The 17,905-nt window shown below is 75.0% G+C and carries 14 protein-coding genes; 6 read left to right on the top strand and 8 right to left on the bottom strand.

Annotation, left to right across the window (positions count from 1 at the left end; all coding sequences use genetic code 11):
• Positions 1–71: 71 nt before the first annotated feature.
• On the top strand, positions 72–866 hold the full coding sequence (locus tag IH25_RS0112680; RefSeq protein WP_030607688.1) for an MBL fold metallo-hydrolase: 795 nt from the start codon (positions 72–74) through the stop codon (positions 864–866).
• Positions 867–882: 16 nt separating this feature from the next.
• Here the strand turns inward: IH25_RS0112680 and IH25_RS0112675 are convergent, their stop codons facing one another.
• From IH25_RS0112675 to IH25_RS0112650, 6 genes are all read right to left on the bottom strand, one after another.
• Positions 883–1,359 (bottom strand): DUF5709 domain-containing protein, encoded by a 477-nt coding sequence (locus IH25_RS0112675; RefSeq protein WP_030607685.1) that lies wholly within the window; start codon positions 1,357–1,359, stop codon positions 883–885.
• A 336-nt stretch (positions 1,360–1,695) separates the two neighbouring features.
• Positions 1,696–2,553, bottom strand: a complete 858-nt coding sequence (prcB, locus tag IH25_RS0112670; protein ID WP_030607682.1) for a proteasome subunit beta — start codon at positions 2,551–2,553, stop codon at positions 1,696–1,698.
• Between the two features lie 71 nt (positions 2,554–2,624).
• Complete coding sequence (locus IH25_RS0112665) at positions 2,625–3,572, bottom strand: lysylphosphatidylglycerol synthase domain-containing protein (RefSeq protein WP_030607678.1); 948 nt, start codon at positions 3,570–3,572, stop codon at positions 2,625–2,627.
• Entirely contained in the window at positions 3,569–5,029 is a 1,461-nt protein-coding gene (locus IH25_RS0112660; protein WP_030607676.1) for a hypothetical protein, read from the bottom strand. The genes IH25_RS0112665 and IH25_RS0112660 overlap by 4 nt, the downstream gene beginning before the upstream one ends.
• Before the next feature lie 325 nt (positions 5,030–5,354).
• Complete coding sequence (locus IH25_RS0112655) at positions 5,355–7,718, bottom strand: glycoside hydrolase family 65 protein (RefSeq protein ID WP_030607674.1); 2,364 nt, start codon at positions 7,716–7,718, stop codon at positions 5,355–5,357.
• Complete coding sequence (locus tag IH25_RS0112650; RefSeq protein WP_030607672.1) at positions 7,715–8,455, bottom strand: HAD family hydrolase; 741 nt, start codon at positions 8,453–8,455, stop codon at positions 7,715–7,717. Before IH25_RS0112650 ends, IH25_RS0112655 begins: the two co-directional genes overlap by 4 nt.
• A 91-nt stretch (positions 8,456–8,546) precedes the next feature.
• On the opposite strand from IH25_RS0112650, the gene IH25_RS0112645 reads away from it, so the two are divergent.
• The 4 genes from IH25_RS0112645 (at position 8,547) to IH25_RS0112630 (ending at position 13,738) form a co-directional block, all read left to right on the top strand.
• Complete coding sequence (locus IH25_RS0112645; RefSeq protein WP_030607670.1) at positions 8,547–9,203, top strand: nucleoside/nucleotide kinase family protein; 657 nt, start codon at positions 8,547–8,549, stop codon at positions 9,201–9,203.
• Positions 9,204–9,419: 216 nt separating this feature from the next.
• Positions 9,420–10,337 (top strand): MurR/RpiR family transcriptional regulator, encoded by a 918-nt coding sequence (locus tag IH25_RS0112640; RefSeq protein ID WP_030607668.1) that lies wholly within the window; start codon positions 9,420–9,422, stop codon positions 10,335–10,337.
• A gap of 456 nt (positions 10,338–10,793) precedes the next feature.
• Positions 10,794–11,174, top strand: coding sequence for a hypothetical protein (locus tag IH25_RS0112635; RefSeq protein WP_030607664.1), 381 nt, complete (start codon positions 10,794–10,796; stop codon positions 11,172–11,174).
• 152 nt (positions 11,175–11,326) lie between these two features.
• Positions 11,327–13,738 (top strand): SpoIIE family protein phosphatase, encoded by a 2,412-nt coding sequence (locus IH25_RS0112630; protein ID WP_051753900.1) that lies wholly within the window; start codon positions 11,327–11,329, stop codon positions 13,736–13,738.
• A gap of 15 nt (positions 13,739–13,753) precedes the next feature.
• On the opposite strand, the gene IH25_RS0112625 is transcribed toward IH25_RS0112630, so the two are convergent.
• Positions 13,754–14,299, bottom strand: coding sequence for a flavin reductase family protein (locus IH25_RS0112625; protein ID WP_037654805.1), 546 nt, complete (start codon positions 14,297–14,299; stop codon positions 13,754–13,756).
• Between the two features lie 183 nt (positions 14,300–14,482).
• Here IH25_RS0112625 and IH25_RS0112620 point away from each other — a divergent pair, with 183 nt between their 5' ends.
• A complete protein-coding gene (locus IH25_RS0112620; RefSeq protein WP_030607655.1) occupies positions 14,483–16,906 on the top strand; it encodes a polysaccharide lyase 8 family protein in 2,424 nt (807 codons plus the stop codon).
• On the opposite strand, the gene IH25_RS0112615 is transcribed toward IH25_RS0112620, so the two are convergent.
• On the bottom strand, positions 16,887–17,735 hold the full coding sequence (locus IH25_RS0112615) for an ATP-grasp domain-containing protein (protein WP_030607652.1): 849 nt from the start codon (positions 17,733–17,735) through the stop codon (positions 16,887–16,889). The genes IH25_RS0112620 and IH25_RS0112615 overlap by 20 nt on opposite strands.
• Between the last annotated feature and the right edge of the window lie 170 nt (positions 17,736–17,905).

Genomic DNA, 17,905 nt, shown 5'->3' with positions numbered 1-17,905 from the left:
ACGCTCATTTTGGCGAACGACCGTGTGCTAATTTTTGGCAACCGATCGTTCGCCAAATAAGGGGTGGGGTCATGCGTGTCCGATGGCTGGGCTGGGCCGGTGTGGAGCTCGAGGCGGGGGGCGAGAGCCTGGTCGTCGACCTGCTGGGCGAGCCCGAGGGGGTGCTGGAGGGAAGCGGGCTCTCGGCACCCCTGCCGAAGGTCGTCCGCCCGCACACGGAGGGCGACGTGCTCGCCGGGCTCTGCACGCACCTGCACCGGGACCACACGGACGCCGCCGCCCTGGCCCGCGCCCTGCGGCCCGGCGCGCCGGTCCTGCACCCCGGGTCGTTCGGCGGCGACGACCACGAGAACCTGTGGCTGCTCAAGGCCGACGGCGAACTCACCGCCCGGCGGCTGCCCCGACGGACGGTGGCCCCCTGGGAGACCGTCACCATCGGGCCGTTCACCATCGCCGCCGTGCCCGCCGTCGACGGGATCGGCGACCCCCAGGTCTCCTGGGCGGTCGAGGCCGGCGGCAAGCGTGTGATCCATCTGGGCGACAGCATGTTCCACGGCTACTGGTGGCGCGCCGCCCACCGGTACGGCCCGTTCGACGCCGTACTCACCCCCGTCAACGGGCCCGCCCTGTGCTTTCCGCACTGCCTGCCGCCGAGCCCCTACCCCGGCGCGCTCGACGCCCGGCAGGCGGCCGTGGCCGCACGGCTGCTCGGGGCGAAGGCCGTCCTGCCCGTCCACTACGACGGCTTCCACGTCGACGGCGTCTACCACACCGAGCCCGACGAGCTCTCCCGTTTCCTCGACGCGGCGGCCGGGGAGCCGTACGAGGTCCTCACCCCGGCCTTGGGCGAGGACCTGACCCTCTGAAGCGGCCGGGGCGGGCTCAGGGCTCCTCCTCCACCACGTGGACCGCCGCCTCCTCGGCGCCCGCCGCGCCCCCGTCGATGCCGACGTCCCGGGCGACCTCCTCCTTGGTGGTGTCGGTGTGGCTGCCCTCGTCGGGGGCGACCAGGCGGCCCGCGCGGGCGGTGCCGGCCTCGGGGTCGAGTGGTTCGCCCTCGCCGCCGGGCAGGTCACCGATCTCGTCGCCGGGCGGCGCGGAGACGTCCGGGACCTCCTGGCCGAGCCGTTCGTCCAGGGTCTCTCCCTCGTGCTGCTCGGCGGCGGTGGTGCCGTGCTTGGTGACGCCCAGCGGACGCTCGGGCGGGGAGTAGCCCTCGTCGAGCATGTCGTCGTAGGTGCGTTCGCCGACCGCGTCCTGCAGGTCCAGCGGTCCGGCGTCCTCCTGTTCCTCGTTGCCGCCGGTCGGCTGGTAGGCGTCGTCCGCCATCGGGGTCTGCTCGGACTGCTGGTCGCTCATGGTCGCCTCCTGGGGGTTCATGGACCGTCCTGGTCCGCGTTTCCCCCGGCCGGAGCCTTAATCACACCGGTCATGAGTGCGCCGGCCGCCGACGTCGCCGCCCCTGATCCGCTCCTGCCGCGTCGGGAGCCGCGGACGCGGTGCCGGGGCCGGGGCGGGCCCGGCCCGAGCGGGGAGGGGGCGGAGCGGGATCAGGGACGGCCGTCAGGCAGCGAGGAGTTTCCCCCGGTACTGCACCCGATCCACCCTCATGCCATTTCTCAGTACCTGCAACCCCTGTGCAGTAAAGAGCGGGGCAGGCCTGCCCCATGGTCAGGGAAAGCCGCCCCGCCCCGCTCAGTCCGGTGCGGCGTGCGGGCCGTCCGGGCGGGCGGCGCGCCGGCGGATCATGTCGCGGGCGAGTTCCTCCGTCTCCGCGGCGGGCAGCCGTTCGTAGCCGTCCTCGGTGATGACCGAGACGACGGGGAAGATACGGCGGTGCAGGTCGGGGCCGCCGGTGGCGGAGTCGTCGTCCGCCGCGTCGTAGAGCGCCTGGAGCGCGGCGAGGGCGGCCTCGCGGCGGGTCAGGCCCGGCCGGAACAGCTTCTTCAGGGCGCCCCGGGCGTACGGGGAGCCGCTGCCCTCGGCGTGGAAGTGGCGCTTCTCGTACAGCCCGCCGGCCGCGTCGAAGGCGAAGATCCGGCCGCGTCCGCCACCGGGGGCGGTGAGGTCGTAGCCGACCAGCAGCGGGACGACGGCGAGCCCCCGCATGGCCTGGGCGAGGTTCTGCCGGATCATGGCCGCGAGGCGGGTCGCCTTGGCGCCGAGGGTCATCGGGATGCCCTCGACCTTCTCGAAGTGGGTCAGCTCGACCTGGTAGAGCCGCACCATGTCCAGGGCGAGGCCGACGGTGCCGGCGAACGCGACGGCCGTGTGCTCGTCGGCCGGATGCACCTTCTCCAGGTCGCGCTGGGCGATGAGGTTGCCCATGGTGGCGCGCCGGTCGCCGGCGATCAGCACGCCGTCGCGGTAGGTCAGCGCGAGCACGGTGGTGCCGTGCGGGAACCGGCCGGGCGCCGCCTGGACACCGGCCGGCAGGGCGGGCGCGGTGGGCAGCAGCCCGGGGCGGTGAGCGGTCAGGAACTCGGTGAACGACGAGGTCCCCGGCGTGAAGAAGGCTTCGTCCGGCAGGCCCGCGCGGTGGTTCCCGGGCATGGCTCCCCCTCCTGTCGTATGGCATGTACCCGACTCCTACCTGCCGGTGGCGGGCGGGAAACTCCCGGACGTCACAGCGCCTTGCGCCGCACCAGCACCCCGAGCACCAGCAGGCCGGGCAGCAGCGGCAGCCAGACGGTCAGCAGCCGGTAGCCGAGCACCGCGGACGCGGCGCCCGCGCCGGGGGTGCCGGCGGCGCTGAGGGCGAGGGCCAGCGCGGCGTCCAGCGAGCCCAGCCCGCCCGGGGTGGGCAGCAGGGCCGCGGCGCTGCTCGCGGCGAGGTACAGCAGCGCCACCTGGAGCGGGGCGAGCGGCAGCCCGACGGCCCGGGTGACGGCGATGAGGACCACGGCGTGCAGCGCGGCGAAGGCCAGCGAGCCGCCCCACAGGGCGGCCGCGCGGGCCGGGCGGGCGTGCAGCGCCCTCAGGTCGGCCAGCACGGCGGCGAGCGCCCGCCGGCACCGCGACCACCAGGGCGTGACCAGCAGCAGCACGAGCAGCAGGGCCAGGCCCGAGACGGCGGCGAGGGCCGGCGGGGGCACCCGCGGCAGGCGCAGCAGTCCGGGGCAGGCCGGGGCGAGCAGCGCGATCAGCGCCAGGCGGACGGCGGCGCCGGTGGCGGCCTTGACGGCGAGCGCGCCGGCCGCGCGCCCGGCGGGCAGTCCGCAGCGCATCAGGAACCGCAGGTTCACCGCGCCCGCGCCGATCCCCGCGGGCAGCAGGTGGTTGGCGGCGGAGGCGGCGAACTGGGCGGCGAGCAGCCGGGGTCCGGGCAGCCGCCCCACGACGGCGCCCTGCTGGGCGAGCGCGGAGGCCGCCCAGGTGCCCACGGCCGCCAGCGCGCCGGTCAGCAGCCAGCCGTGGTCGGCGACCGCCAGCCGTCCGGCCCCGCTCTCCACCGCGGGCCAGTGCCTGCGGACCACGTACAGCGCGCCGAGCAGGACGACGAGGCAGCCGCCGGCGTGCCAGTAGGCGCGCCTGCGGCCGAGGGAGGCGGTGAGGCCGGCCGGCGAGGTCATGAGGCAGCGCCCGGGACGACGTAGTACAGCCGGACCGCGCCGACGGCCGTGGACGGCCAGTCACGGGCGTAACCGGGCGGCGCGGCCCCGGCCGGCACCAGGGCGGCGACCGGGATCCGCCGGGTGGCCCGGGTGAGGGCGTCCCGCGTGGTGTTGGCGTTGTGCCCGGCCATCGCGGCCGAGGCGCAGCCGGCGGCGTACGCGACCGGGATGGCCTCGTGGCCGGTGAGCAGGCAGGGCGGTGCGACACCCCGGCGGTGCAGTTCGGCCGCGGTACGGGCCCACGCCGCGCGCGCCCGGGTGTGGGTGCCGGCCACCCGGTGGACCAGGGTGAGCTGTGCTCCGAGGTGCACGGCGAGCGCGGCGCAGACCAGCGCGCGGACCGGTGGGCGCCGGACGGCGAGCAGGCGGACGAGGGCGTCGGCGAGCGGCACGGCGAGCAGGGCGTAGGCGGGCAGCAGGAAGCGGGGGGCCGCGTAGCCGATCAGGAACAGGTAGGGGAAGGCGGCGGTGGCCGCGCAGCCGAGGAGGAGCGCGGTGGCCGCCGGGCGCCGGGCCCGGACGGCGACGGCCGCCGCGAGCGCGGCGAGCGGCGGCAGCGCGCACCACCAGAAGGTGTACACGGGGTGCGGCAGGGCCCCGGCGCACGGCCGGCACAGCGTCCGGCCGCCCAGGGCGCGCAGCTGGTCCACGACGGCGAGGTGCCAGCCGAGGCCGCCCTGGATCGCCGAGCCGTCGGCCAGCCGGCGGGCCGGGCCGCCGTAGCTCGTATAGGCCTCGGCCACCCACTCGACGGCGCCGGCCGCGAGTCCGGCCGCCAGGACGAGCAGCGGGCGCCACTTCCGGCGCGCGAGGCCGGCGGCGAACAGGGGCAGGGTCGCCCAGACCGCGTCCACCGGCCGCATCCACGCCATCAGCGCCGCGCCGCCCGCCAGCCCCCACAGGGCCGTGCGGCCGGTGCGGGCGCGCAGGAAGCAGCCGGTGGCGGCGAGGGCGCCGAGGGCGACCCAGAGGTTGGGCATGGCCTGGGGGCCGTAGAAGAGGGTCACCCACAGGGAGGCGAACAGGCCGCCGGCCAGGGCGAGGACCCGGACGGGGAACAGTCCGCGCCAGGCGCGCAGCGCCCAGAACAAGGCGAGCCCGGAGAGCACGGCGAGGTAGAGCCGCAGCAGCGCGGTGGACGACGACCACACCGCGACGGGCGCGACCAGCAGCGAGACGCCCCGGGCGCGGGGTGCGCTGAAGAAGGCGGCGGGGGCGTGGTGGCCGACCTGGCTGACGTACACCGTCTCGTCCCAGCCGAGGCCCAGGCCGGTGCCGACGAGGAGGAGTTGGGCGAGGGTGAAGGCGGCGGCGACGGCCGCGAGCGGCCAACCGGCGGGAGCGGTGCCGGGGGGCGGGTGGGGGGAGCGCGCGCGGCTCGCCGGGTCGAGTGTCGCGTGCACGCTGCCGGTCATGACCACCCCTTACGTCCCCGTCAGGTCGTAGGGTCCACTGTCCCCCGCCGCCCCTCAAGTCCCGGCAGGCGGGCGGCGGTAACACGGCCGGACCCGCGCGGATCACCCGGCCGTGCCCGGCGGGCAGGGCCATCCGGCCGACGGCCCTGCGCGCTGTGAGGGGGAGGGCGGGGCCGGCGCGTACCGGCCGGCCAGGAACCTCGCGGAGCTGACGGCCCGGGCCGTGCGCGAGGCCCTGGACCGGGGGCCGGGCCCGCGCCCCCCTAGGGCGATCCCCGGTTCATCGCACCCGTCACACGGCCCGCCCCCTACGGCGATCCCCGCTTCACCGCCCTCCGCCCGTGTTCGGGGCTCGGTGCCGTGGCTGGGCGGGGGTGGGCCGGCGTACCACCGGTGGTACGGGGCGGACCGCCGGCTCGTCGGTGCCGACCGTCAGCGGCTCGCCGTGGTGACGGATGGTCAGCGGCTCGCCGTCCAGCAGCGCGTACGTCACCTTGTCGGCGCCGATGTCCACGCGCAGCCGGCGTCCGCGGAAGCCGACGTGGAAGGCGAGACGGCGCAGCCGTTCGGGCAGGCGGGGCGCGAACCGCAGCCGGTCGCCGTCGCGGCGCATGCCGCCGAACCCGGCGACCAGTGCCATCCAGGTGCCGGCGAGCGAGGCGATGTGCAGCCCGTCCCGGGTGTTGTGCTCCAGGTCCGCGAGGTCCATCAGCGCGGCCTCGGCGGTGTAGGCGAAGGCGAGGTCCAGATGGCCGGTCTGGGCGGCGACGACCGCCTGGCAGCAGGCGGACAGGGAGGAGTCGCGGACGGTCAGCGGCTCGTAGTAGGCGAAGTTCCGGGCGATCTGCTCCTCGTCGTACTCCTGCTCGAAGTAGTCACCGCAGGTGTACATGGCCAGCACCAGGTCGGCCTGTTTGACGACCTGTTTGCGGTACAGGTCGAAGTAGGGGAAGTGCAGCAGCAGCGGGTACTGGTCGGGGCGGGTGGCGTCGAAGTCCCAGCGCTGGTAGCGGGTGAACCCGGCGTGCTGTTCGTGGACGCCGAGTTCGTCGTTGTAGGGGATGTGCATGGCGTCGGCGGCGTCCCGCCAGGCCGCGCTCTCCTCCTCGTCCACGCCGAGGTGCCGGACCCGGTCGGGGTGGCGTTCGGCCGCGTCGGCGGCGGCGCGCAGGTTCCGCCGGGCCATCAGGTTGGTGTACGTGTTGTCGTCGGCGACCGCGCTGTACTCGTCGGGGCCGGTGACGCCGTCGAGGTGGAAGACGCCGTGGCTGTCGTGGTGGCCGAGCGACCGCCACAGCCGGGCGGTCTCCACCAGCAGCTCCAGGCCCGTCTCCCGTTCGAAGTCGGTGTCGCCGGTGGCCTCGACGTACCGGGCGGCGGCGTCGGCTATGCCGGCGTTGACGTGGAAGGCGGCGGTGCCGGCCGGCCAGTAGGCGGAGCCCTCCGGGCCGGCGATGGTCCGCCAGGGGAACGCGGCCCCGGCGAGCCCCAGTTGGGCCGCCCGTTCACGGGCCTCGTCCAGGGTGTTGTACCGCCAGCGCAGCGCCTCCGCGACGGACTGGGGCGCGGTGTGGGTGAGCACGGGCAGCACGAACATCTCGGTGTCCCAGAAGGCGTGCCCGTCGTAGCCGGAGCCGGTCAGTCCCTTCGCCGGTATCGCGCGCTGCTCGGCGCGGGCCCCGGCCTGCAGCACGTGGAACAGCGCGAACCGGACGGCCTGCTGGATCTCCTCGTCGCCCTCCACCTCCACGTCGGCGCGGGCCCAGAAGTCGTCCAGGCAGGCCCGCTGGCCGTCGAGCAGGCCCTGCCAGCCGTCGTGTGCGGCGGCGGCGAGCGCGGCGTCGACCTGGTCGGCCATCGCGGGCAGCGACCGGGCGCCGGACCAGCCGTGCGCGACCAGCTTCTCCACCCGGAGCTTCTGTCCCGGCTCCAGCACGGAGGTGACGGTCAGCCGGGCCACGTCGATGCCGCTCTCGCTGCGGGTGGTGGTGCGTTCGGGGCCGGTGACGACGTGGTCGGCGGCCACAGCGACCCTCAGGCCGCTGCGCCGGGTGCGGTGCACCAGCCGCAGCCGGTTGCCGGAGGCGAAGTCGTCCTCCTGTTCCAGCGGTGACTTCAGGGCGCGGGCCGCGCGCGGGTCGCCGTCGGGCTCGGGCAGGCTCTCGTTGGCGACCAGCTCGGACTGGATCACCACCCGGCTGCTGTCGCCGACGGCCTCCACCTCGTAGGCGACGGCGGCCACCGCCCGCTGGGTCAGCGACACCAGCCGGGTGGAGCGCACCCGGACCGTGGAACCGGCCGGGGAGGTCCATTCGCAGGTGCGCTCCAGCACGCCCCGGCGCAGGTCCAGGACGCGTTCGTGGGCGACGAGCCGGCCGTAGCGCAGGTCGAACGGCTCGTCGTCCACCAGCAGCCGGATGATCTTGCCGTTGGTGACGTTGATGACGGTCTGCCCGGACTCCGGGTAGCCGTAGCCGGCCTCCGCGTACGGCAGCGGGTGCACCTCGTGGACGCCGTTGAGGTAGCTGCCGGGCAGGCCGTGCGGCTCGCCCTCGTCGAGGTTGCCGCGCCAGCCGACGTGCCCGTTGGACAGCGCGAAGACCGACTCGCTCTGGGCGAGCACGCCGAGGTCGAGAGTGGTCTCCCGGACGGTCCAGGGCTCGACGGCGTACGACCGGTCGGTGATCACCGCTCGCCTCCCAGTTCGGCCAGGTCCTTGACGACGATGTCGGCGCCGTGCGCGTACAGCGCGTCGGTCTGCCCCACCCGGTCCACGCCGACGACACAGCCGAAGCGGCCGGCGCGGCCCGCGTCCATGCCGGCCAGCGCGTCCTCGAACACGGCCGCGCGGGACGCCTCGACGCCCAGGTCCCGGGCGGCGGCGAGGAAGGTGTCGGGGCGGGGTTTGCCCGGCAGGTTCCGCTCGGCCGCGACCACGCCGTCGATCCGTACGTCGAAGAAGTGCTCGGCGCCCACCGAGCGCAGCACGTCCTGGCAGTTGGCGCTGGAGGAGACGATCGCGGTGCGCAGGCCCGCGGCGCGCACGGCCTCCAGATAGCGCAGGGTGCCCTCGTACGCCTCGACGCCGCCGGTGCGGATCTTCTCCAGCAGCAGCTCGTTCTTGCGGTTGCCGAGGCCGTGCACGGTGCGGGCGTCCGGTGGGTCGCCGGGCTCGCCCTCGGGCAGGTGGATGCCGCGCGAGGCGAGGAAGGCGCGGACGCCGTCGGCGCGGGGGCGGCCGTCCACGTACTCGTCGTAGTCGGCGTGGGCGTCGAACGGCCGCCCCTGTTCGCCGTCGTAGTCGCGCAGGAACGCGTCGAACGCCTCCTTCCAGGCCGCCGCGTGCACGACGGCCGTCTTGGTGACGACCCCGTCGAGGTCGAAGAGGCAGGCCTGGATGGTGTCGGGCAGACCGAGCTGAGTCATACCGAGGACTGTTCCCCGTCCGGGGCACTCCAGTGGGTGGCGCACACCACACGTGCCGCGGACGGGTGGTGACACACTTTCCGGTGTGCCTGTGACCACCGACCGTGTACCGCGGACCTTCGACGACCTCCTCGCCCGTGCCCGCGCCCTGCCCCGGGACGGCCGGCGCGCCCTGCTCGGCATCGCGGGCAGCCCCGGCTCGGGCAAGACGACCCTCGCCGAGCGCCTGGTGGAGGCCCTGAACGGCGACGGATCGCGGTGGGCCGCGCAGGTGCCGATGGACGGGTTCCACCTCGCCGACGCCGAACTGGACCGGCTGGGCCGCCGGGACCGCAAGGGCGCCCCGGACACCTTCGACGCGGGCGGGTACGCGGCGCTGCTGCGGCGGCTGCGCGAGGAGAGCGGCGAGGTGGTGTACGCGCCGGGGTTCGAGCGGGTGCTGGAGCAGCCGCTGGCGGGCGCGATCCCGGTGCCGCCCGAGGCCCGCCTGATCGTGACCGAGGGCAACTACCTGCTGCTGACCGAGGGTTCGTGGGCGCGGGTGCGGCCGTGCCTGGACGAGGTGTGGTTCTGCGAGATCGACGAGGCGGAGCGGATCCGCCGACTGGTCGCCCGGCACGAGGAGTTCGGCAAGGAGCACACGGCGGCCGTGGCCTGGGTGCTGGGCACGGACCAGCGCAACGCCGACCTGGTCGCGGCGACCCGGGAGCGGGCGGACCTGCTGGTGCCGGCAGCGGCGCTGCATTGACGTGCGGGTACCTCCGAGGTCCCGTCCGTGCCGCCGCCGGGTGTTCCTCCTCCGACGCCGGTGTGAGGGTCCCGTACCGGTGGAGAGGCCCCTGCCGGTGGAGAGGCCCCTGCCGGTGGAGGGTCCGTGCCGGTGTCAGGGGCCTGCATCAACCCCCTGGTCACGAGGGGCGGTGAGCTATGTTGAGTGATCGTGGCAGACAAAGGAGGCCGACCCGTGCCCTCGCCGCAGCAGGCACGCGCACAGGCATCAGCGATCACATCGGGCCGGACCGCCCCCGGCACCGAGGCCGCCCCGACCTCCCGGCTGCGGGAACTGTTCGACGGGCCGCGGCTCTCGCCGGGGCAGCGGAGGATCGCCCAGTACCTGATCGAGCACCTCACCGAGGCCGCCTTCCTGTCGATCACCGAGCTGGCCGACCGGGTCGGGGTCAGCCAGCCCTCCGTCACCCGCTTCGCCGCCGCCGTCGGCTTCAGCGGCTACCCCGCGCTGCGGGAGCGGCTCCAGTCGATCGCGCTGAGCAGTCTGGCGGGCGGGCCCGGCGAGGAGGACCGGGCCAACGAGCTCCAGGCGGCGGTGGACGCCGAGATCGCGAACCTGGAGAACCTGCGGCGCGACTTCGCCGACCCCGACCGGGTCATCCGGGTCGGCCGCGAGCTGTCCCGCTCCACCCCGCTGACCGTGCTGGGGCTGCGCATCTCGGTGTCCCTCGCCGAGTACTTCGGCTACGCCGCCCGCCGGATCCACCCGGACGTGCGGCTGGTGACCCGCGGCGGCAGCGTGGCCTACGACGCGCTGTCGCAGGCCCGGGAGGCGGGCGGCGACTGGGTGCTGGCGTTCGCCATGCCCCGGCACTCCCAGGAGACGCTGCAAGCCGTGCGGGTGGCGCGTGACGCGGGCCTGAAGGTCGCCCTGGTGACGGACCTGGCGCTGGGGCCGCTGGCCGACGAGGCCGACGTCACCTTCGCCACCGGCACCGGTTCGCGGCTGGTGTTCGACTCCTACGCCGCGCCCGGGGTGCTGGCGGCGGCGCTGCTCCAGGCCATGACGGACGCCGATCCGGAGCGCACCCAGGCCCGGCTGGAGAAGTACGAGCAGCTGTCGGAGCAGCACCAGTTCTTCCTGAGGGACTGACCGGTCTCCACGACTTCCTGGTGAATCCCACCGGCAGGCGGACAGCCGTTCCTGCCGCTCGCGCCGGGCAGTCGTGAAGATCTTGCGGTCATCGGCCCGCGGGACGGGGATGATTCACCGCATATGACGCATGAATGTTTTCATACGCCTTGCAAAGCGGTCCGCATATATAAATACTGCTCCGCACGCACACCGCCCCGAGAGAGCCGACGGACCGCCCATGCGCACGCACCCCCGCACCCAGCGCCGGTCCCCCGCACCCGGGGCTCCCCCACGGACACCCCCCGCCGTCGTTTCCTTCCCACGTCGGCGCCCGGGGGTGTGCCGGGGCGCGCCGTCTGCGCGACGCGCCCGTGGCGGCCCCGGTCATCCCCTAGGCCGGGGCCGCCCCGCCCCCGTCGGCCGCCCGCACGCGGGGCGGTCACCGTCGAGCCGAGATGCCGCCCACCGGAAGCGATGATCATGCCCCTGACCAGCACGCGCATCAGCCCCGACTGGCCCTGCCAGGTCAAGACGCCGGGCAGCTACGACTGGGAGCGCTCGGCGGCCAAGTGGCTGCGCGAGCTGATCCCGGCGCGCTACGCCAGCTATCCGGCGCTCATCCGGCACCCGGTCCTGCTCGCCCGGCACGCGCAGCTCCAGGTGCAGCAGGAGATCCGGGTCGCCCGGACCGCCCTGCAGACGGCGCGGACCGAGCTGCCGGTGCTGGGACTCCCCGAATCGGTGATCGAACACACGATCAAGCTGTACGCCGCCGAGGTGCTCCAGCTCCAGCACATCGCGCGCAGCGTCCGCGCCGTCAGCGCGGCCCTGGCCGCCCGCGGCACCGCCCGCTGACCCCGGCCCCGGCCTGCCGGACGGCTCATACGACAGTCACCGGAACCGGGACCCGGCGGTCACCGGAACCGAAACCCGGCAGACGGGAGTCGGCGGAACCGTGACCTGGCAGACGAGTGATCCGACCGGCCGAGGTGTGCGATGCTCGTCGCGTGACGAGCGAGCCTTCACTTCCGGGCGACCCCGCCACCGGTCCCGGGCCGGCGGCACCGGCCGAGGTCGTGGCCCGGCAGCGCGCCGAGCTGGAACGACTGCGGGACCAGGCCGCCACCGCGGCCGTCCTGGAGCGGGCCAAGGGCGCGCTGATGGGCGTCACCGGCTGCGCGCCGGACGCCGCGCACGAGGAACTCCTCCAGCGGGCCAAGGACGGCAACCGCTCGCTCCTCGAACAGTGCTGGCTCACCCTCGGCGCGCTGCCGCCGCCCAGGGAACGGCCCGCCCACCCGGCGACCCCGCCCGCGCACGCCGGTGCCGGGGAGAGCGCCCCCGTGGACACCGGGGATCACCCGGAGGTGCTGGAAGCCCTCGGCCGCGCCCTGGTCCGGATCGGTTCACCGCACGAGCTGGCCGGTTGTCTGCTGGACCGGCTGGCGCCCGAGGTGGCCGCCGATGCCGTACTGCTGTACGAACGGCTGCCCGAGGACGGGCTCGCCCTGATCGGCCACGCCGGCGTCGCGCCCGCCCTCGCCGCCCAGTGGCGTCACGTCCCGCCGGTGCCCGGCTGGCCCCCGCTGGAGGCGCTGCGGTCCGGGCGGCCGCGCTGGCTGGAGCGTCCCGCCGAGGACCGCGCGCGCTACCTGCTCATCGGGCCGCCGGAACGGTGGCCGACCCGGGCCTGGGTGCCCGTGCCCGAGGGTGACGGCGCGCGCGTCGCCGTCGGGGTGCTGCGCCGGCGCGAGGCGCCGTTCACGCCGCGCGAGCGGGAGCTGCTGCGGGCCGTGGCGCGGCTGTGCGCGGGTCGGCTGCGCACCTTCGACAGCCCGCGCGACGCCGGGGCCGGGGACGTCCCGGGGACCGTGCAGACGGTGTTCGACGCGCTGCCGGGCCAGGCGGTGCTGCTGACCCCGCTGCGCGCGGCCTCCGGCGGGGTGACGGACTACCGGATCGCCGCCGCCACCCCGGAGGCGACGGACGTGTTCGGCCGTATGGGCCGGGACCTGGTCGGCAGGCATCTCCTGCAGAACTACCCGGCGGTCGCGGGCACCCCCCTGTGGCAGGGCTGTCTGCGGGTGCTGGAGACGGGGGTGCCGTACGAGAGCGAGCCGTTCGCCTACCAGGACGCGGGCATCCCGGCGCCGGTGACCGCCACCTACACGGTGCGGGCGGCGCCGCTGGGCGAGGGCCTGGTGCTGTCCTGGCTGCGCTACGACCCGGAGGACCGGCAGGAGCAGCGGCTGGCCGACGTGCAGCGGCTGGGCAATCTCGGCTGGGCGAACTGGAACCTGCTCACCGGTGACATCTCCTGGGCCGCGCAGACCTACACGGTGCTCGGCCGGCGTGCCGACCAGCCGCCGCTGCCGCTGGAGCGGCTGCCCGACCTGGCCCAGCCGGAGGACACCCGGCCGCTGGCCCGGGCGATCGCCAGCCTCGTCTCCCGCGGGCACCCCCTCGACGTGCCGTTCAGGACCGGGACGGCCGCGGGCGTGCGGCACCTGCGGTTGGTCGCGGAGGCGGTCACGGCGCCCGACGGCACCCCGGTCGAGGTACACGGCTTCGTCCAGGACCTGACCGCGCAGCGCAGTGCGGAGCTCGCGCTGGTGGAGAGCGAGCGCGCGATGCTGCTCCAGCACGGCACCCTCCAGGCCGAACGCGCCCTGGCGGCCCGGCTCCAGCACGCCCTGCTGCCGCTGCCCAGCAAACCGGTGCGGCTGGCCGGGCTGCGCGTCGAGGTCGCCTATCTGCCCGCGCAGGCCGGCATCCACGTCGGCGGCGACTGGTTCAGCGCCATCGAACTGCCCGGCTACGACGCGCTGTTCGTGGTCGGCGACGTGGCGGGCCACGGCATCGACGCCGTCGCCACCATGGCCCAGCTCCGGTTCACCGCGAAGGGCATGGTCAGCACCGGCTCCTCGCTGACCGGGGCGCTGGCGCGGCTCAACCAGCTGCTGCTGCACTCCCGTGACGGCCAGATCACCGCCACCATGTTCCTGGCCCGCTACGACCCCAGTCGGCACGTGCTGGCCTGGGCCCAGGCCGGGCACCCGCCGCCGCTGCTGGTGCGCCGGGGCGAGGCGCGCTTCCTCGACCGTCCCGGCGGCATACTGCTCGGCGCGACGGCCGCGCCCGTCTACGAATCGCTGGAGCTGCGGCTGGAACCCGGCGACCGGCTGCTGCTGTACACCGACGGTCTGGTCGAACGCCCCGGCGAGGGCCTCGACGCGGGCTTCGCCCGGCTGGCCGAGGCGGTGCGGGCGCACGGCTGCGGCGACTCCGGCTCGCTGGACGCGCTGCTCGCGGCGATGCTCGCGGACGAACGGCGGGACGACGTGTGCGTGCTGGACATCCGGATGCCGCTGGAAGAGGTGCACGACGCGGTGGGAACTCCCGCGGAGCCGGACGCCTAGGGCCTGGTCGCCGGCTCAGGCCGGGTGGCCCGCCTCGATGGTGGCGGCGTCGGAGAGCCGTAGCAGCGTTCCCGGCCGGCCCTCGCCCCACTCGACGGGGTCGAGCACATGGCCGACGTGGTCGCCGCCGTCGACGCGGTGCACCACGCTGCCGGCGAACCAGGCCGCCGCCTCGTCCAGCACGGCGGTGCCGGCGGGCCCCTCCCGCCAGGCGAGCCCCGCGAACTTGTCCACCTCGTCGCCGGTCCGGCCGCCGAAGCGTTCGGCGAGGTCCCGCTGGTCGCGGGTGAGCAGATGGACGGCGAGGTGCCGCGCGGCGCGGGCCACGCGGTAGGTGCGGTTGGCCTTGGACAGCCATACGACGAACCGGGGCGGCCGGATGGAGCACTGCGAGGCGAACCCGACCAGGCACCCGGCGCGCTCGCCGCCCGCCACGGCGGTGACCACGCACATGTCGGGGTCCAGCCGGTCGAAGAAGCCGTCGAGGTCCCCCGCGCGGGCCACCCGCCCACCGCCGGACGGCGCGCCGTCCGCGTACTCCGTGCCGCTGTCGTCGCCCATGTGCTCCGCTCCTCGTCCGTCGCCGCCCGGTCCGGCCCCTCGGCCGGTGGGATGTGGCCCCTGTTGGCGGTGTGCCCCGCGTACCGTTCCCGAATCGTCGCCGGAGCCGGAGCCGGTGCGCGGTCGGAGCGGGCGACGCGTGTCGTCCCCGGCGGCGATCGCCCTCGTGCTAAAAGCGCCACCATGATGTCTCGCTGGTCACGCCCCTGGTCACGCCGTGCCTTCCTGGCCGCCGGTTCCGGCACCGCCGCCGTGCTGGGCCTCGGCACCACCTGGGCGCTCACCGCGTCGGAGGAGTTCCCGGCGCTCCGGGCGAAGTGGCGCACCCTGATCCTCGGCGAGGGCTTCGACCCCGCCGCCGAACCCTTCCGGTCCCGCCTCGCCGACCTGGGCGGCACGGCCGGACGGTACCTCGCCACCATGGCCCCGGCCGCCGGCTCCCTCTGGCCCGACCTGGTGTACGCGGACCGGGAACCGGACACGGACGAGGAGTCGTACGCCTTCTCGTCCCGCCTGAACGGCAGTTACGGGCGGCTGGGCACACTCGCGCAGGCCTACTGTCAGCCGGGCACCGGCCTGACCGGCGACCCACGGGTGCGCGACGCGCTCCTCACCGGGCTCGGCCACCTCCACGACGACGTCTACCACGCCGGGCAGGTCCCGTACGGCAACTGGTACAACTGGCAGATCGGCATCCCGCAGGCGCTGCTGGACCTGTGCGTGCTGCTGTACGACGCGCTGCCGCCCGCACGGCTGGCCGGTTTCCTCGCCGCGGTGGACCACTTCGTGCCCGACTCGGTCGTGGCCGGCTACACCGGGAACAGCACCGGCGCCAACCGGGTGGACCTGTGCCGGGTGCTGGCGCTGCGCGGGGCGGTGGGGGCGGACGCGGGCAAGGTGGCCCTCGCCCGGGACGCCCTCTCCCCCGTCTTCCGGTACGTCACCTCCGGCGACGGCCTGTACGCCGACGGCTCCTTCATCCAGCACCGGTCGGTGCCGTACACCGGCTCCTACGGCGCGGTGCTGCTCGGCGGGCTGGGCCTGCTGTTCGCGCTGCTGGCGGGCTCCGGCTGGGAGGTGACGGACCCCGGCCGGCAGCACGTCTTCGACGCGGTGGAGCGGGCCTGGGCGCCGTTCGTGTACGACGGACTGGTCATGGACGGCGTCTCGGGCCGGGCGATCAGCCGGGGGCGCGCGGCCGGTGCCCGTCTCCAGCAGGACGACCACACGCGCGGCCACGCGGTCCTCGCCGCGATCACGCTGCTCGGGCAGGGCGCGAGCGCGGCCGAGAACGCGCGCTGGCGGGGTCTGGTGAAGGGCTGGATGGAGCGCGACCGCACCAGCCCGCCGCTCGCCGACCCGACGCTGAGCGTGCCGCACCTGGCCCGGCTGAAGGCCGTCCAGGACGACGCGTCGGTGGCGGCGGTGCCCGAGCCGACGGGGCACCGGCTGTTCCCGTGCATGGCCCGGGCCACCCACCGCCGGCCCGGCTGGGCGGCGTCGCTGAGCATGGCCGACCGCAGGATCAGCCACTACGAGACGGGTGACGGCGAGAACCTGCGCGGCTGGCACACCGGTGCCGGGATGCTGTACTGGTGGGCCGCATCCGGAGGCGACCAGTACTCCGATGCCTTCTGGCCGACCGTCGACCCCTACCGGCTGCCGGGTACGACGGCCTCCCGGAAGGTGCTGGCGGACGGGGCGGGCGGCGACTGGGGCGCGGCCAAGCCCGACGTGCACTGGGTGGGCGGGGCGACCGACGGGCAGCGGGCGGCGGTCGGCCAGTACCTGAAGGGCCTCCTGTCGTCGCTGCGGGCCAAGAAGTCGTGGTTCTTCCTGGACGACGCGGTGGTGTGTCTCGGCGCGGGGATCACCTGCGCCGACGGCACCGCCGTGGAGACGACGGTGGACAACCGCAACCTCGGTGCCGCGGGCGACGCCCCGTTCACGGCGGACGGCACGGCGCGGTCCGCCGGCGCCGCGTGGTCCCGGACGCTCACCGGGGCGGGGTGGGCGCACCTCGGCGGGCACGGCGGTTATGTGTTCCCGGGCGGGGCGACGGTGCGGGCGCTGCGCGAGGCCCGTGACGGCAGCTGGAGCCTGATCGACAAGGGCGGCTCGACGGCCGTCCTGACCCGCACCTACCAGACCCTGTACGTGGACCACGGCACCGACCCGACGGACGCCACGTACGCCTATGTGCTGCTGCCGGGCGCGACGGTGGAGGCCACCCGGGCGCGGGCGGCGGACACCGGCTGGCTGAGCGTGCTCGCCAATTCCAACCGCCTGCAGGGTGTGTCGGTGCCGTCGGCCGGGTTCACCGGGGTGAACTTCTGGTTCGGCGGCACGGCCGGCGCGCTCACCGCGAGCGATCCGTGCTGCGTGGTGGTCCGCGAGAAGGCCGACGGCACGGCGGTGATCGTGGTGAGCGATCCGATGCGCATGCGCACCGGGCTGACGGTGACCTGGCGGCGGGCGGTCACCGCGGTGATGTCCGCGCCGGCCACCCTCGTCTCCTCGGCCACCGGGGCCGAGCTGACGCTGACGTTCGGGGATCTGTCCGGCACGGCGGGGGCCGGGCAGCAGGTCACGGTCGGGCTGGGCTGACCTCCGCGCGCGCGAACCGGCTCAGGGACGCCGTGAACGCGGCGACGAAACGGTCCCGGTCCCGCTCCGGGAGCACGTCCAGGGACAAGTAGGGGTTGAGGTCCTCCAGTTCGACCAGCAGCAGACCGCCGTCGGCCGTGCGGCAGGCGTCGACGCGCTGAATGCCGCAGCCGAGGGCGTTCCAGTCGATGAACCGGCGGGCGAACTCCAGGTCGGCGGCGGTGGCCGGATACGGCTCCAGCTCCCAGCGGCGCGCGGGATCGGGGGCGTACAGGGCGTACTGGAAGTCGTCGTCCACGAAGTAGAAGGACACCTCGTAGGCGAAGTCGACGCAGGGCTGGATCAGGACGTCGCCGGTGGCGAGCGCGTTCAGTTCCCCGGCGGGCACGATCCGCAGGCCGAGGGAGTCGGCGCCCGCTTTCGGCTTGACCACGTACCGTTCGGCGGCCGGCAGCACGGGCAGGTCCGCGGCGCGGTCGACGGTCGGGATCACGGGGTAGCCGGCGGCGGTCAGGTCGAGCAGGTACTGCTTGCCGGCCATGTCGGCCTTCCCGGTGAGCGGGTTGTAGACACGGGTGCCGGCGGCGAGCGCCCGGGCGCGGAAGGCGTCGTACTCCCGCTGGTGGCCGAGGACGGGCCCGCTGTTGCGCACCACGACGGCGTCGAAGCCGTCCATCAGGGCCACCGCGTCCAGCGGATGACACAGCGCCAGGTCGAAGTGGGCGCGCAGCCGTGAGGTGAGGTGGATGTCCTCGTCGCAGTAGCGGCGCCCGCGGGCCTGGTACGCCAGGTCGGTGACGTAGAGCAGGCGGGGTCGTGCGGCGGGCATGGGAGGTCTCCTGGGGGGTGCGGGCCGGTGCCGGCGAGCGTAGGGGAAAGGTTACGCCGCAGGGTGTGGCCCCCTTTGTCCGCCCCTCGCCGCGGCAGGCGCGATACTCAGTACCCTCAGCGGGCACGCGGGCTGCACTGAGTGCCAGGAGACCCGTCCGGGTGTTACGT

Source organism: Streptomyces achromogenes subsp. achromogenes (assembly GCF_000720835.1).
In the GTDB taxonomy this organism is placed as follows: Bacteria; Actinomycetota; Actinomycetes; order Streptomycetales; family Streptomycetaceae; genus Streptomyces; species Streptomyces achromogenes.
Note: the sequence above shows the minus strand (reverse complement) of the source record. Positions and strands in the feature narration are given on the sequence as shown.